This window comes from Kribbella endophytica, from assembly GCF_054781295.1.
The window spans coordinates 231,884-246,140 of sequence record NZ_BAAGUR010000006.1 but is presented as its reverse complement, the minus strand read 5'-3'; the positions used below and the strand labels follow the sequence as shown (position 1 = coordinate 246,140).

Below are 14,257 nucleotides of genomic sequence, written 5' to 3'. Positions count from 1 at the left end.
ACTATTCGGTCCAGATCGGCGTGACGACGGTGTTTCTGGTCCGGAAGTGCGGGCCGGGCGGCAGGTCCGTCGTACCGGCTGGATGGACAAGGAAGACCGGGTCAGGCTTGCCACGGCGTACGGCGTCCCAGACGCGGACCTGCTCGGCGACCTCCGCCGCGAGCAGCACGGCAGCCGGACCGTGGGCGCGAACGCCGATCTCCAGGAGGTTGCGCTTCGGCCCCGGCTGCGAGGTGAGGTAGGCGAGCGTGCCGTCGCGGACTACGGCCGAACCGCCCCAGCGCAGCGCCGGCCGGACGAGCCGCTTCTTCACCGCGGCACGGCTGGCGTGCATCACGCAGTACTCCTCGAAGACCGACGCGAGCCACAGATCGAGCTGGCAGTACGGCTCCTCGCGATCGATCAGCACGCGCGTCCACTGCGCGAACCCCGCGCCGTCCAGCGCCGGCTGCTCGATCTCCTGGTCCGCGTCGATCCGCAGGAAGACGTCCTCCCCCGCGACCTGTACGGCGCGTTCGTGCCCGGCGCCCGCGCCCTGCATCTCGACGAATCCGCAGATCACGCTGGAGCGGCTCTTCAGGCTCCCGTCGGGCTGGAGATCCAGCGCGAGTGAGCGGGTCTGGCCGCGGATGCGCAGCGGTACGACGATGCGCCCGGTTGGGGCCAGCTGCTCCAGCCAGGCCGGGGTGAGGTCGTTGGCGGTCACCGTGACGACGATCCGGTCGTACGGCGCTCTGGGCTTCCAGCCTTCGATCCCGTCGGTCCTGGCGACCTTGACGTGCTCGTACCCGGCGGCTTGCAGCGTCGCCGACGCTCGCGCGGTCACGTCCGGGTCGATGTCGATCGTCGTCACCTCGCCGTCGGGCTTGGCCAGCTCCCAGAGCAGCGCCGCGTTGTAGCCGCCGGAGCCGATCTCCAGGACCCGGTGGCCCGGTTCGATGCCGGCCTGCTGCAGCATCAACGCGACGATCGAGGGCTGCGAGACCGAGCTGATCGCGACGCCGGCCGCGTTCTGCTTCATCAGTACGACGTCGTCGGCGTACGCGGTCTCCACCGGCACATCGGGCACGAACACGTGCCGCGGCACCGCCTCGAAGGCGGCCGCGACGCGCTCGTCGGAGAGCGCTCCCTGCTGCCGCAGGCCCACGACCAGGCCCGCGCGCAACGCTCCGGCGTACTCAGAGTCGTTGCCTACAGCATCCATCGCGCTCACCAGACCGTTCGGGGTGCTGTCCACCCTAGTAGCACCGCCCGGCGGTTCCCGCACTCGCACGCGGCGCGACCGGCGCGCCGCACCCCGTGACGAAGATGACGCGATCACCCCTGACTCCCCTGGCGCCGACCGTGGGAGGATCTCCAGATGGCGGCCCGGCTAGGCGGTGAGAACAGTGCGACCAGGTGATCACCGACTCGATTTCCGGGTTCTGGGGCCCGTCGAGATCACTGCTGCCGGCTCTCCTGCCGTCGTCGTACGGCAGCCGCTCGTGCGGGCGTTGGCTGTCCGGCTCGCACTGGCTCGCGGTGAGGCGCTCTCCGACGAGATCCTCGTCCGCGACCTCTGGGGCGACGAGGAACTGTCCCGGCCGTCCGCCCGCTTGCGAGTCCTCGCGTCCCGCCTGCGCGGTGCTCTCGGCGAAGAGAGCGCGACCCTCGAAAGAACAGCAGCCGGATTCCGCCTCGACGCCTCCGCCGCCGACCTCGCCGAAGTCGAGCGCCGCGTCGCCGAACTGGAAGCCGCACGCCGTACGAACCGCTGGTCCGACGTGCACGCAGCGGCCGCTGCCGCACTCGATTGCTGGCGCAGCGATCCGCTCGAAGACCTGCCCGATCTCCCCTTCGTACTCGCCGAACGCCAGCGCCTGGAGTCCCTCTGGGTCGAGCTCCGGCTCGACCGCGTCGAGAGCGGCCTGGAGGTCGGCGCGACCGGCATCGACGACGAGCTCGAACTGCTGATCGGCAAGTACCCGCTGCACGAGCGCCTGGTCCGCCTGGCCGCGACCGCCGCCGTACGCGCCGGAGATCTCCCGGGAGCGCTTTCCCGCCTCTCCGCCCTGCAGGCCCGCCTCGCCGACGAGCTCGGCATCGACCCGTCGCCGGAGACCGTCGCCCTCGAGCGCCAGCTCCGCGACAACCCTCCAGGTGCTCGCCGGCCGGAGCAACCACCGATCACCGTGTCGTTGCCTCAGGCCCACAAAGCGTTCGTCGGGCGCGATCTCGAGTACGCCGATCTGCTGGCGCAGGTCAGCGGCGAGACCCCGTACGCCGGGGTGGTGACGCTGACCGGCGGCGCCGGCGTCGGCAAGACCCGCCTCGCCCGCGAGGTCGCCTGGCGCGAGAGCGCTCGCGGGCGCCGCGTCGGCTGGGTCGACCTCGGCTCGCTGGGTACGGGGGACAGCCTGGTCGCCGTACTGGCTGCGATCCTCGGCGTCGACGGCAGCTCCGAGGACCCGCTCGCGCGGTGCGCCGACGAGCTGGCCGGCGGGCTGCTCATCCTCGACAACGCCGAGCACCTGGTCGAGAACACCGCTGCGCTGGTCGAGGCGCTCCTGAAGTACGGCGAGGCGACGTCGATCATCGTCACCTCGCAACGCCTGCTCCGCATCTCCGCCGAGGTCGAACGCCGCGTCGGCCCCCTCGAAGCAGCCGCGGCCGCCGAACTCTTCTGCGACCGAAGCGCCGCCGAACCCGGCCCCGAGGTCGACGCGATCTGCGCGGCCGTCGACCGGCTCCCCCTGGCGATCGAACTGGCGGCCGGTCTGACCCGCACCCTCTCGGTCGCCCAGCTGGCCGAACGCATCGACAACCGCCTCCGGCTTTTGGTTCGAGGCCCGCGAGACGCCGGCATCCGCCATACCAGCCTGCGCGCCGCTCTGGACTGGAGTCACGAACTCCTGGAAACCCCCGAACGAGTAGCGCTGAGACGCCTGGCAGTCTTCGCCGGCGGCTTCACGGCAGAAGCCGCCCACGCGGTGATCGCGGATCCTGCCGGCACGCAGACTGCCTCATCCTCCGCGGCGAGCGCGGACCCTGCCGGCGCGCAGACTGCCTCATCCTCCCCGGTGATCGCGGACCCTGCCGGCGCGCAGACTGCTTCGTCCTCCGCGGTGATCGCGGACCCTGGCGGCGCGCAGACTGCTTCGTCCTCCGCGGCGAGCGCCTCCTCCTCCGCCCCGCCCGGGAGCGCTCTCCCCGACGTACTGGCTCCTGACGACATCGGCGGGATCCTCGCCGAGCTCGTCGAGCGGTGTGTGCTGACGGTCGAAGGTGGCGCCGAGGGGATCCGCTTTCGGTTGCTGGAGACGGTGCGCGACTACGCGTTCGAGCGGTTGCGTGAGGCCGGTGAAGAGGAAGTGCTGCGCGGGCGGCACGTCGAGTGGTACGGCTTCTTCGTCCGCCAGTACGAGGGCATGGGCGCGCGCAACAACACCGGCGTCGGCGCCGAGGAAGCCAACCTGCTCGCCGCCGTCGACTGGTGCCTGGGCGACGGCGCCCAGGCCGAGAAGGTCAGCGCCCTCGTCTCACCTCTCTGGTGGTACTGGCCCGGCCGCGGCCTGATGGTCGAAGCGTCGCACTGGCTCGAGCGTTCCCTGGAGGAGCTGGCGCCGGACTCCGAGGAGTACGCCGCCGGCCTGAGCACGCTCGCCAGTCTGACCCGCAATCGCGGCCTGATCCCCGAAGCCCGCGCGATCGGAGAGCGCTCCCTCGCAGCGTTCCGAGCGCTCGGCGACGAGGAACGCGTGACGATCGGCCTGATGTCCCTCACCCGCACCTGCCTCGCGCAAGGCGACATGGTCGCGACGCTCACCCACGCGGAGGAGGTCGAACAGCGCTGCCGAGCGGACGACCGCGTCACTCGGAGAGCCCGCGCCTCGGCCCTCAACTACATGGGCCTGGCCCACCGCAACCTCCGCCACGCTCCCCAGGCAACCGCTCTCTTCGAAGCAGCCCGCGACCACTGGCAAGAGATCGAGGACTTCGGCGGCGTAGCCATCGCGATGGAGAACCTGGCCATCGTCGCCCGCCAGACCGGCCAGCACGACCTGGCCCGCACCTGGGCGATCGAAAGCCTCCGCCGAGCCCGAGAGAGCGCATTCTCGATGGGCATGTGCGGCGCCTTGGAGTCCATCGCCTGCCTGGCCGTAGCCCAGGGCCGCCCCGAAGAAGCCCTCCAGCTCCTGTCCGCTACCGCACACCACCGAGACAAGTTGGGCCTCCCCGTCCAGGTCCCCGACGAGCTGGAAGACCTGGCCACCGCTCGCACCACGGCGTACAAGGCTCTGGGCTCCGCGGTCCATCAGATCGCGGCCTCGGCTCAGGAACTGCCGCTGAACACGCTTGCTGACCGGTACCTCGCTTAGCAGCCCACCTCCGGGACGCCCGGCCGCGTCGGCCCACCGCACCGGCCTCCCCGTGCCGGCCCTCGCCAGCCGGGCGTCCCGTCGTACCAGCTGGACGGCGTACTCGACGTCGTCCAGGTTCGCTCCTCCCGGCGTCACCCTCCAGCGCCGGGTGGAGATGGAGCGCAGCCGCCGGTGGTGGCCGACGGCTGCGGGTTCAGATCAGGCCTTCGCGCAGGGCGTAGGCGACCGCGTGCGAGCGGTTGCGGAGCTGCAGGCGGCTGGTGACGTCGTGCAGCACGTTCTTCACCGTGCGTTCGGAGTACGACAGCTCGCGGGCGATCTCCTGCGTGTCTTTGCCGTCAGCAACTAGTCGCAGGACCTGGGTCTCGCGGTCGGACAGCCCCGTCCGGGACAGGCCGCGCGGCGCCAGGACGTGGCGCTGCATGCGGGAGACCTGGCCGAGAAGCCGGCCGAGCAGGTCCGGCGGCAGGCTGCCGTCACCCGCGGCGGCGGTCTGCAGCAGGTGGACGATCCGGTCGGCGGTCGCCTCGGCGCGCCGTAGTACGCCGGAGACGCCCAGCTCGACCGCGGTCATCAACGCGTCGTCGTCGATCGTGCTGCTGATCAGCACCGTACGGCGGCAGCCGCGCTGCGTCGCCGACCGGAGCACCTGGACCGCGACCGGGTCGAGCGAGTCGACGGCGATCAGCGCGACCACTGGCGGGGCGGGGCGCTGGTCGTTCGGCTGCTGGATCCCGGGCAGGTCGGCGTCGCTCACCAAAGCGATCTCCGGCCGTGGCCTGAGCGCGTGCACCAGGCCGAACTGCGAGAGCGGGTCGGCCGCCTTCACCCAGACGGGTATCCGGCGCTGTTTCACAGGCATCACTCCCCCGGAGTGTTGAACGGAACGGATCGCATCCGCAGTCACGGGAACCCCCAAGCTCGTCGATTCCGTCGTGGTCCCGAGCGCGCTGCCCTTTCAGGCAACTCCGACGCTCACCACCGGCCGCCGCGGTCGTGCCCTGTGGTCCCCCGAGGACCACCGCAAGGTTCGACCGCCGCGGCCGGCGGCTTGCGCCGTTCCCCCGGGACCCCGACCTGAAACAAACCCTGCCCGCTCCCCGTTTCACCGGCGTCTCACACCCGTTTCATGCCCTCCCGGACGCCGGGTCTGCCCGGGCGACCTGCCCGCGGAGCCAGCCCATCGGGCAATCGGCCGGCCGGTGCAACCCTCCACAACAGCCTGGCTGGGGCCGCACCGTCCGGAATCAGTCCCTCGAGCCAACGATCGCGGTGACGCGGATCTCCACCCGCATGGTGGGCAGGCCGAGGACCGTGACGCCGGTTTCGGTCCAGATGGGGGCGCGGCCGTTCATGCGGCGGCGGTACTGGGCGGCCATGACGGTGTTGTGGTCTTCGCCGATGGCGTCGTCGCCGGGGGCGACCTTGTGGTACGAGTTCACCTGGATGACGTCCGCCCAGGTCGCGCCGACGGTGGCGAGGGTGCGCTCGACGTTGTCGAAGGCCAGGACGATCTCGTCCTCCAGCGCGTCGGGGACGACCAGGTCGTCGTCCACCCCGGCCTGGCCGGAGGTCTCGACGCGGTCGCCGACGCGGACGGCGCCGCTGTAGCCCCATGCGTCGTGCAGCTTCTCGCCGAAGCCGGGGGTGATGCCGAAGGTGACGGTGCTCATGGTGTTCCTCTTCGTGTTCGTAGCGTCTATGACTTCATGCTTGAAGTTAATGTAGCTCGCGATGACTTCAAGCACAAAGTCATGGCAGACTGCACCCGGAACACCGGGGCGATGAGCGGCACAGGAGAAGGCATGAACGAGGACGACGAGCCGCGCTGGCTCGACGAGCAGGAGAAGGCGGCCTGGACGGGGCTGATCTCGCTGGTCCTGCTGCTGCCCGGCAAGCTCGAGTCGCCGCTGCGGCAGGAGCACGGGATCACCCTGTTCGAGTACCTCGTGCTCAGTCATCTCTCCGAGGCGCCGCAGCGCAAGCTGCGGATGGGCGAGCTCGCCTTCCTCGCCAGCGGGTCGCTCTCGCGGCTGTCCAACGTCGTCAAACGCTGTGAACAGCGCGGATGGATCGTCCGGACACCCGACCCGGCGGACGGCCGTTACACCCTCGCCGAGCTCACCGACGCCGGCTTCGACCTCGTGCAGCAGGCGGCGCCGACGCACCTACGGTCTGTACGCCGTACCGTGCTCGACTCGCTGAACCCGACCGATCAGAAGGCACTCGCCCGGATCGCGGAGAAGCTCCACATCGTCCCCGACGACTTCGGCTAGTCCTTCAGGGTGGTGAGGGCGCGTAGGGCCAGGCGGTACGAGTCGAGGCCGAAGCCGGCGATGGTGCCGGTGGCCACCGCAGCGACGACGCTGGTGTGGCGGAACTCCTCGCGGGCGGCGGGGTTGCTGATGTGGATCTCGATCAGCGGGGCGGTGCGTTGGGCGCAGGCGTCGCGGAGGGCGTACGAGTAGTGCGTGAACGCGGCCGGGTTGAGGACGACCGGGTACTTGTGGTCGGCGGCCTCGTGCAGCCAGCCGACGAGTTCGGACTCGTCGTCGGTCTGGCGGACCTCGACGGTCAGGCCGAGGTCGGCGCCGGTCTTCTCGCAGTCAGCCACGAGGTCGGCGTACGTCGTCGCGCCGTACACGTCGGGCTCCCGGGAGCCGAGGCGGCCGAGGTTGGGTCCGTTGAGTACTAGCACCTTGCGCGCGGTCACGGATCCAACCCTAGTGGGCGCCTGCGCTGCTTCAGCGGGCGAGGGTGGTGAAGGCTTGGGTTGCTTCGTCGATGGCGACGGGGTGGCGGGTGGCGGCGGGTTGGCCGTTCGCGACTGCTTGCCAGTTGCGTTGGGCGAGGATCTGCTGGGTGGAGATCAGGTACGCCGCTTGCAGTTCCGCCTTCAGGTCTCCACCGAGCGCCTCGGTGAGGACTGCTTGGTCGGCGGTGATGAACTGCTGCAGGTGGGTCGCCAGAGCGGGCGTGCCGAAGACCAGGCGGTAGTAGGCGATCACGTCGGGGTGGTCGTTGAGGCCGGTGACCGGGTCGCGGCGGTCGAGGCCGCCGAGGAAGTGCTGCAGCAGCGCCTCGGAGGGTGACGACGAGGACGCCGTGACGACGCGGGCTGCCTCGTGGGCGTGATCGGCGAAGCGGTGGAGGACCAGGTCTTGCTTGGTGGCGAAGTACTTGAACAGGGTCGGCTTGGAGACGTTCGCCGTCGCGGCGATGTCGGCGACCGACACCTGGTCGAAGCCGTGGGCGAGGAACAGGTCGATCGCCACCTGGGACAACGCGTCGTGGGTCTGCTGCTTCTTGCGCTCTCGCAGTCCGGTCACAGCGTCGACTCTAGCTCGGGTGTTAACCTGGACAAAATATTAACCGGGTTAATCTTTTGAGTTTTGAGGAGTGGGATGCGGGGGCTGGAGGAGGAACGCCAGTACGCCGAACGCTGTCGCGAGGCGCTGCTGGCGATGGTTTCCGGTGCGCGGGACAACGTGGTGGTCGGCGAGGACACCTGGGGTGATCGCTATACGGCTGAGCGGCTCGGGTACTACCTGAAGAGCCTGGCGCGGGAGTTGGCGGACGAACTGGGTGGGCCGCCGTTCTTCGGGTTGATCGGGTATCGGGACGACGAGGCTGCCGAGGAGCATCGGGGGCAGCGGTACTACCTCGGGCGGCGGCACGTGTCGGATGCGATCGGGCGGCCGCCGCTGGTGATCGACTGGCGCGCGCCGGTGGCGACGAGCTTCTACCAGGCGACCGCGGAGGATCCGCGGGGTGTTGCCGTACGGCGAAGGTTCGGGTGGGGCGGCGAGAAGCTGACGAGCCTCGAGGACGAGGCGCTCGACAGGAACGTGGGGGCTGGGTCGGGGACTTCAACCGAAACGGGGGTCGGTACTTGGAGTGAGGTGGGCAGCGGTGGGGTGGGTGGGATTCTTCGGGCGGAGATCGAGCGGCCTCGGGTGGGGCCTATGCGGGACATCGTGGCGACGATTCAGCCGGAGCAGGATCGGTTGGTGCGGGCTGGGTTGGAGGAGTCCGTGTGTGTGCAGGGGGCGCCGGGGACCGGGAAGACAGCCGTCGGGCTGCATCGGGCGGCGTACTTGCTCTACGCACATCGCAAGCGGCTGAAGCGCAGCGGCGTGCTGGTGCTCGGGCCGAACGCGACGTTTCTGGAGTACATCTCGGCGGTCCTGCCGACGTTGGGTGAAGTCGACGTCGAGCAGACGACGATCGGGGAACTGCTTGCCGTGGGCACCGATGCGGTGGACAGCCCGGAGGCAGCGGCGGTGAAGCACGACGCGCGGATGGCCGGGATCCTGAAGCGAACGCTCTACGCGAGGATCTCGGCGCCGGTCGAGGCGGTGGTCGTGCCGGACAGCTCGTACCGATGGCGGGTCGATCAGGTTGAGTTCGCGCGGATGGTGGACGAGGCGCAGCTGGAGGCGACGTCGTACGGGCTCGGCCGGGAGCGGGTGTTCTCGCGGGTGATTGCCGCGCTGCAGCGGCAGGCCGAGGCGCGGGGGCAGAACTGCAATCGGGTCTGGCAGCGGAGGATGGCGCGCGCGGTGACGCCTGCGGTGGATGCGGTCTGGCCGGTGGTGAAGGCGGACGAAGTGCTGGCGGAGTTCCTGAGTGAGCCGATGGATGAGGCGTTGAGTGCTGACGAGTTGACTGCCCTGAGCTGGCCCCGCAGGCGGAAGGCGACGTCGGCGCGATGGACGGCGGCGGATGCGGTGCTGCTGGATGAGCTGAGTGCGTTGGTGAGTCGGGTGCCGGGGTACGGGCAGGTGATTGTCGACGAGGCGCAGGATCTCTCGCCGATGCAGTGCCGCGCGATCGCTCGGCGGAGTGAGCACGGGTCGCTGACCGTGCTGGGCGATCTGGCGCAGGGGACGACGCCGTGGGCGGCGCGGAGTTGGCGCGAGCAGCTCGGTCATCTGGGGAAGCCGGAGGCCGAGGTCGTCACGCTGACGACCGGGTATCGGGTGCCGGCCGCGGTGGTCGCGCTGGCGAACAGGTTGCTGGAGGCATTGAAGGTCGAGGTGCCGCCGACGAGGTCGTTCCGCAGCGACGGGTGGTTGAGGGTCGAGCAGGTGAACGACCTGGAGACGAGTTGTTCGGACGCCGTACGGATGGCGTTGAAGGAGGAGGGTTCGATCGGCGTGATCGTCGCTGATGAGAGTGCGGCGAGGATCGAGGCGTCGTTGCCGGTGGAGGACGAGAGAGTGACCGTCGTACCGGCGAGCCTGGCCAAGGGGCTGGAGTTCGATCATGTGGTCGTCGTCGAGCCGGCCGACATCGTCGACTCCGAGGAGCGCGGGCTGAACCGGCTCTATGTTGTGCTGACCCGGGCGGTGTCCCGGCTCGAGGTGCTGCATCGGCGGCCGTTGCCGGAAGCACTGCGGTAGGCGAACCGGTACGCCGGGTGCCGGACTCTTCCGGGGTATGAGCACACAAACGGCGGCGCTGGGGGTGCGGTGGATGGAGCGAAGAGCCGGGGTGATGTCGGACCGGGAGGTCTGGGCCGGGCTGCGCGAAGGCGACGAGGGCGCGTTGACCGCCTTGTTCCAGCGGCACGCGGATGCCGTGTACAACTTCGCGTTCCGGCGTACGTCGTCCTGGTCGGCGGCTGAGGATGTCGTCCAGGCGACGTTCACCGCGTTGTGGCGGCGGGCCCGGGCGCGAAAGGTCGACGCGCTGGAACTGGAGTCGGCGCGGCCGCTGCTGCTGGTGATGGCCGGGTACGAGTGCGGCAACGTGCTGCGCTCCTCGCGGCGGCAGTCGGCGCTGGTCGGGCGGCTCGAGCTGGTCGATCACGAAGGCACCGTGCCCGACCATTCGGCGGCGGCCGTGGCGAAGGTCGACGACGAGCGGGCGATGAGCAACGTGCGCAGGATTCTCGAACGGATCCCCGCGAAGCAGCGCGAGGTGGTCGAACTGGTGATCTGGTCGGACTGCTCGATGGCCGAGGCGGCCCGCGCGCTCGGCGTACCGGAGGGCACGGTCAAGTCGCGGCTCAGCCGCGCGCGCAAATCACTGGCAGGGCTGCTCGATCTCGGCACGGACACGGAGGGACTGGTATGAGCACGCGGATCCCGGCGGAGCGCACGCTCCCCCACAAGCAGGAGATCCTCGAACGCGTCCTGGCCGATCAGGAGCAGTCCGTACGGCGTACGGGCGGCCGCGGCTGGCTCGTGCCGGTGTCGGCCGCGGCGGGAATCGCCGTGATCGTCGGCGGAGTGGTTGTCCTGGGCGGCAATCGGAGCGATGGCAGTGGAGAGGCGCCGGCCGCGGGGACGACGACGGCCCGTACGCCGAGTACGGCGCCGTCCGGGATCAGTCAGCAGGCGGCGGACATCTCGGTGAACCTCGGACCGGTGAACTCGGCCGAGGCGAGCGCGCTGGCCGAAGCGTGTATCGACTCGACCGCTACGGACCCGAATGGTCCGGCGCAGATCGGGCCGATCACGCGGGCGGTCAAGGTGCCGTCCTGGGGCAGGCAACGAACTGTCGACAACAGCGTCGTGGTCAAGGAGGTGCTGACCGGACTGACCTGGGGCTGTGTCGGCGTACCGACGGTGAAGGACCGGTCCGGGAACACCGTCCAAGGGTTCGACGCGGTCCTGCTGGACGGCAAGGAATCCGGCAAGACGGTGCTCAATCGCCCGGACGCAACGCACCCGGCGGCGACGCGCGACGGCGGTGCGGTGCTGGCGTTCGTCGAGCTCGACCGCAAACCCGACCTGCTGATCCGGGACTGCTGGTACGAGGTCGACGGGCGGGTCGCGAAGGTCCGGCAACGGTTCGTGTTCGCGGACCGGGTCGGCCCGTGGTTCGTCGCGGATCCTGTCGGTCGGTACGTGTTCCTGCGGTCGTGGGACGAGTCCGCGGTACTGAAGGCGGGCGAGACGGTGCGCGTCGAGACGCAGGTGCTCGATCGCAACGGCAACCTGCTGGACGCGCCCGCGGACCAGAAGGGCGGCGGCGGGTTGAAGCCGAGCCCGGGGACCACCCGCGTGGACGTCGGCACGGTGGTCGCGAAGGACCCGACGCTCGGCGACCAGCCGAACGTCGTCTTCAAATAGTTGTCAGCTGACTTCGGCGTACGCGGCGACCAGGAGGCTGGGGTCGGGGGCTTCCAGGATCGTCGGCTTGGCGAGGGCGTCGAGGATGACGAAGCGGAGGCGATCGGCCCTGGTCTTCTTGTCGAGCTTCATCGCGTCCTGCAGGTGGGGCCAGGCGTCGGGGCGGTACGAGATCGGCAGGCCGAGGGACTGCAGGACCTCGCGGTGCCGATCAGCCGTGGCGTCGTCCAACCGCCCGGCGGCGCGGGCGAGCTCGGCGACGAAGACCATGCCGATGCTGATCGCGGCGCCGTGGCGCCACTTGTACCGCTCGGTGCGCTCGATCGCGTGCCCGAGCGTGTGCCCGTAGTTGAGCGCCTCGCGCCCGATCGCTCCCCCGGCGGTCGTCGTCCGCTCGCGCAGGTCGGCGCCGACACTGTCGGCCTTCACCTGGATCGAGCGGGCGATCAGCTCTTCGGTGTGCTCGTACGCCGGGCTGATGGCACCGGCAGGATCCTTCTCGACCAGGTCGAGGATCACCGGGTCGGCGATGAAGCCGCACTTCACGACCTCGGCCAGCCCGCTCACGTAGTCGTTGCGCGGCAGCGTCTCGAGCGCGGCCAGGTCGCACAGCACGCCGGCCGGCTCCCAGAACGCGCCGACCAGGTTCTTGCCCTCGGCCGTGTTGATCCCGGTCTTGCCGCCGACGGCCGCGTCGACCATGCCGAGCAGCGTGGTCGGGATGTGCACGACCTTCACCCCGCGCAACCAGGTCGCCGCGACGAACCCGGCCAGGTCAGTCGTCGTACCGCCGCCGATCGACACCACTGCGTCCGAGCGGGTGAAACCGGCCTGCCCGAGCACCGTCCAGCAGTACGCGAGCACCTCCGCGGACTTGGCCTCCTCGGCGTCCGGGATCTCGATCGCGTGCGCGGTGTACCCGGCCGCGACCAGGTCGTCGCGGATCGTGTCCCCGCTGGTCCGCAGCGCGCGCGGGTGGATCACCGCGACCCGCTGCACCCCGTCGCCGAGCAGCCCGGGCAGTTCACCGAGCAGGTTGTTCCCGATCACCACGTCGTACGGCGAAGCCGCCGCGACGGTGATCGTTTGGTTCGTCATCCCAGGTGCTCCGCGATCTCGTGGGCGATCTCTTCCGGGGTCCGGCCGTCGGTGGTCACCGTGTGCTTGGCGACCTCGGCGTACAGCGGGCGCCGGGCGTCCATCAGGTTCTTCAGCTGGGTCCGCACGTTGCCCAGCAGCAGCGGCCGAGCGACTCCCAGACCGACGCGCTTCGCAGCCTCGCCGACCGACACATCCAGGAAGACAACGGTGTGCCCAGCCAGGTCCGCGCGGGTGTCCGCGTCGAGGATCGCGCCGCCACCGAGCGACAGGATGACGCCGTCAGCCTTCAGCGCGGCGACGATCGCCGCTCGCTCCAACTCCCGAAACACCGGCTCACCGGAGTCCACGAAGATGTCCGAGATCGGCTTCCCCGTGCCGGTCTCCACATCGGTGTCGGTGTCGCGGTGCACAGCATTCAGCTTGGCGGCCAGCAGCTCCGCAACCGTCGACTTGCCGGACCCGGGCGGACCAACCAGTACGACGACCGGTCCGCTCACTCCGCACCCCACGTACGCGGCTGGATCGTCCCCGGCAGACCGTCCAGGTACGACCGGTGGTTCCGCGAGCTCTCCACGACCGAGTCCCCGCCGAACTTCTCCAGCGACACATCGGCCAGCACCAGCGCCACCATCGCCTCGGCGACGATCCCCGCCGCCGGCACGGCACACACGTCCGACCGCTGGTGATGAGCCGCGGCGGCCTCGCCGGTCGAGGTGTCGATCGTCCGCAGCGCGCGCGGAACGGTCGCGATCGGCTTCATCGCGGCCCGCACGCGCAGCGTCTCGCCGGTGCTCATGCCACCCTCGGTGCCGCCCGAGCGTCCGCTCGTACGCCGTACTGTCCCGTCCTCGGCGACGATCTCGTCGTGCGCCTGCGACCCCGGCGTCCGGGCCAGCTCGAACCCGTCGCCGAGCTCGACGCCCTTGATCGCCTGGATGCCCATCAGCGCGCCGGCCAGCTTCGAGTCCAGCCGCCGGTCCCAGTGCACGTAGCTGCCGAGGCCCGGCGGCAGACCGTCGACGACGACCTCGACGACGCCGCCGAGCGTGTCGCCGGCCTTCTGCGCGGCGTCGATCTCGGCGACCATCGCCTTGCTCGCGTCCGCGTCCAGGCAGCGCACGGGGTCGGCGTCCAGCTTCTCGACATCCGCGTACGACGGCAGTACGCCGTACGGCGCCTTGACGGTCCCGAGCTCGACCACGTGGCTGACGATCGTCACACCGTACGCCTGCTGCAGGAACCGAGCGGCGACCTCACCGAGAGCGACCCGGGCGGCGGTCTCCCGCGCGCTCGCCCGCTCCAGCACCGGCCGCGCCTCGTCGAACCCGTACTTCTGCATCCCGGCCAGGTCCGCGTGACCGGGCCGCGGCCGGGTCAGCGGCGCGTTGCGGGCCAGGTCGGCGAGCGTCTCCGGGTCGACCGGGTCGGCAGCCATCACCTGCTCCCACTTCGGCCACTCGGTGTTGCCGACCTGGATGGCGATCGGGCTGCCGAGTGACAGCCCGTGCCGGAATCCGCCCAGGAAGGTCACCTCGTCCCGCTCGAACTTCATCCGGGCGCCTCGGCCGTAGCCGAGCCGACGACGAGCCAGGGCGTCGGCCACGTGATCCGTGGTGGCCTGAACGCCTGCGGGAAGACCTTCGAGTACGGCGACGAGCGCTTGTCCGTGCGACTCGCCGGCGGTGAGCCAGCGCAGCATGAGGCCGATTCTTT

Annotated in this window: 13 protein-coding genes; 5 read left to right on the top strand and 8 right to left on the bottom strand. The window is 70.2% G+C overall.

All coding sequences use genetic code 11. From position 1 onward, the window contains the following. Position 1: 1 nt before the first annotated feature. Entirely contained in the window at positions 2-1,237 is a 1,236-nt protein-coding gene (gene fxlM / locus ACYVIO_RS39045; RefSeq protein WP_460656046.1) for a methyltransferase, FxLD system, read from the bottom strand. A gap of 151 nt (positions 1,238-1,388) precedes the next feature. On the opposite strand from fxlM, the gene ACYVIO_RS39040 reads away from it, so the two are divergent. Further along, the gene (locus tag ACYVIO_RS39040) at positions 1,389-4,358 is read left to right on the top strand and encodes an ATP-binding protein (protein ID WP_460656045.1); all 2,970 of its coding nucleotides are present in this window, start codon (positions 1,389-1,391) and stop codon (positions 4,356-4,358) included. A gap of 196 nt (positions 4,359-4,554) precedes the next feature. Here the strand turns inward: ACYVIO_RS39040 and ACYVIO_RS39035 are convergent, their stop codons facing one another. Together ACYVIO_RS39035 and ACYVIO_RS39030 are read right to left on the bottom strand one after the other, a co-directional pair. Further along, entirely contained in the window at positions 4,555-5,223 is a 669-nt protein-coding gene (locus tag ACYVIO_RS39035) for a response regulator transcription factor (protein ID WP_344173415.1), read from the bottom strand. 385 nt (positions 5,224-5,608) lie between these two features. Then, positions 5,609-6,034 (bottom strand): Rid family hydrolase, encoded by a 426-nt coding sequence (locus tag ACYVIO_RS39030; protein WP_460656044.1) that lies wholly within the window; start codon positions 6,032-6,034, stop codon positions 5,609-5,611. 132 nt (positions 6,035-6,166) lie between these two features. On the opposite strand from ACYVIO_RS39030, the gene ACYVIO_RS39025 reads away from it, so the two are divergent. Further along, positions 6,167-6,637, top strand: a complete 471-nt coding sequence (locus ACYVIO_RS39025; protein ID WP_460656043.1) for a MarR family winged helix-turn-helix transcriptional regulator — start codon at positions 6,167-6,169, stop codon at positions 6,635-6,637. Here ACYVIO_RS39025 and aroQ read toward each other — a convergent pair. Next, positions 6,634-7,074: a type II 3-dehydroquinate dehydratase gene (aroQ, locus tag ACYVIO_RS39020; RefSeq protein WP_460656042.1), complete on the bottom strand. Its 441-nt coding sequence runs from the start codon at positions 7,072-7,074 to the stop codon at positions 6,634-6,636. The genes ACYVIO_RS39025 and aroQ overlap by 4 nt on opposite strands. Positions 7,075-7,105: 31 nt before the next feature. After that, positions 7,106-7,690: a TetR/AcrR family transcriptional regulator gene (locus ACYVIO_RS39015; protein WP_460656041.1), complete on the bottom strand. Its 585-nt coding sequence runs from the start codon at positions 7,688-7,690 to the stop codon at positions 7,106-7,108. 75 nt (positions 7,691-7,765) lie between these two features. Between ACYVIO_RS39015 and ACYVIO_RS39010 the strand changes: the two genes are divergently transcribed. Genes ACYVIO_RS39010 through ACYVIO_RS39000 form a run of 3 tightly spaced genes read left to right on the top strand, consistent with a single transcriptional unit; the run spans position 7,766 to position 11,443 of the window. Next, the gene (locus ACYVIO_RS39010; protein WP_460656040.1) at positions 7,766-9,766 is read left to right on the top strand and encodes a HelD family protein; all 2,001 of its coding nucleotides are present in this window, start codon (positions 7,766-7,768) and stop codon (positions 9,764-9,766) included. Positions 9,767-9,803: 37 nt separating this feature from the next. Continuing rightward, positions 9,804-10,442: an RNA polymerase sigma factor gene (locus ACYVIO_RS39005; RefSeq protein WP_460656039.1), complete on the top strand. Its 639-nt coding sequence runs from the start codon at positions 9,804-9,806 to the stop codon at positions 10,440-10,442. Then, complete coding sequence (locus ACYVIO_RS39000) at positions 10,439-11,443, top strand: hypothetical protein (protein WP_460656038.1); 1,005 nt, start codon at positions 10,439-10,441, stop codon at positions 11,441-11,443. The genes ACYVIO_RS39005 and ACYVIO_RS39000 overlap by 4 nt, the downstream gene beginning before the upstream one ends. Positions 11,444-11,446: 3 nt before the next feature. Here ACYVIO_RS39000 and aroB read toward each other — a convergent pair whose 3' ends face one another. The 3 genes from aroB to aroC are packed head-to-tail and all read right to left on the bottom strand — an operon-like array spanning position 11,447 to position 14,243. Then, positions 11,447-12,541 (bottom strand): 3-dehydroquinate synthase, encoded by a 1,095-nt coding sequence (gene aroB, locus ACYVIO_RS38995; RefSeq protein WP_460656037.1) that lies wholly within the window; start codon positions 12,539-12,541, stop codon positions 11,447-11,449. After that, complete coding sequence (locus ACYVIO_RS38990) at positions 12,538-13,041, bottom strand: shikimate kinase (protein ID WP_460656036.1); 504 nt, start codon at positions 13,039-13,041, stop codon at positions 12,538-12,540. The genes aroB and ACYVIO_RS38990 overlap by 4 nt, the downstream gene beginning before the upstream one ends. Continuing rightward, positions 13,038-14,243 carry a chorismate synthase gene (gene aroC, locus ACYVIO_RS38985; RefSeq protein ID WP_460656035.1) on the bottom strand — a complete coding sequence of 402 codons (1,206 nt, stop codon included), beginning with the start codon at positions 14,241-14,243 and terminating at the stop codon, positions 13,038-13,040. The genes ACYVIO_RS38990 and aroC overlap by 4 nt, the downstream gene beginning before the upstream one ends. Positions 14,244-14,257: the final 14 nt, after the last annotated feature.

Coding starts and splice junctions, on each gene's coding strand:
- ACYVIO_RS39025 (WP_460656043.1), top strand. CDS start 6,167: ATGAACGAGGACGACGAGCCGCGCTGGCTCGACGAGCAGGAGAAGGCG.
- ACYVIO_RS39000 (WP_460656038.1), top strand. CDS start 10,439: ATGAGCACGCGGATCCCGGCGGAGCGCACGCTCCCCCACAAGCAGGAG.
- ACYVIO_RS39030 (WP_460656044.1), bottom strand. CDS start 6,034: ATGAGCACCGTCACCTTCGGCATCACCCCCGGCTTCGGCGAGAAGCTG.
- ACYVIO_RS39010 (WP_460656040.1), top strand. CDS start 7,766: ATGCGGGGGCTGGAGGAGGAACGCCAGTACGCCGAACGCTGTCGCGAG.
- aroB (WP_460656037.1), bottom strand. CDS start 12,541: ATGACGAACCAAACGATCACCGTCGCGGCGGCTTCGCCGTACGACGTG.
- ACYVIO_RS39035 (WP_344173415.1), bottom strand. CDS start 5,223: ATGCCTGTGAAACAGCGCCGGATACCCGTCTGGGTGAAGGCGGCCGAC.
- ACYVIO_RS39005 (WP_460656039.1), top strand. CDS start 9,804: ATGAGCACACAAACGGCGGCGCTGGGGGTGCGGTGGATGGAGCGAAGA.
- aroC (WP_460656035.1), bottom strand. CDS start 14,243: ATGCTGCGCTGGCTCACCGCCGGCGAGTCGCACGGACAAGCGCTCGTC.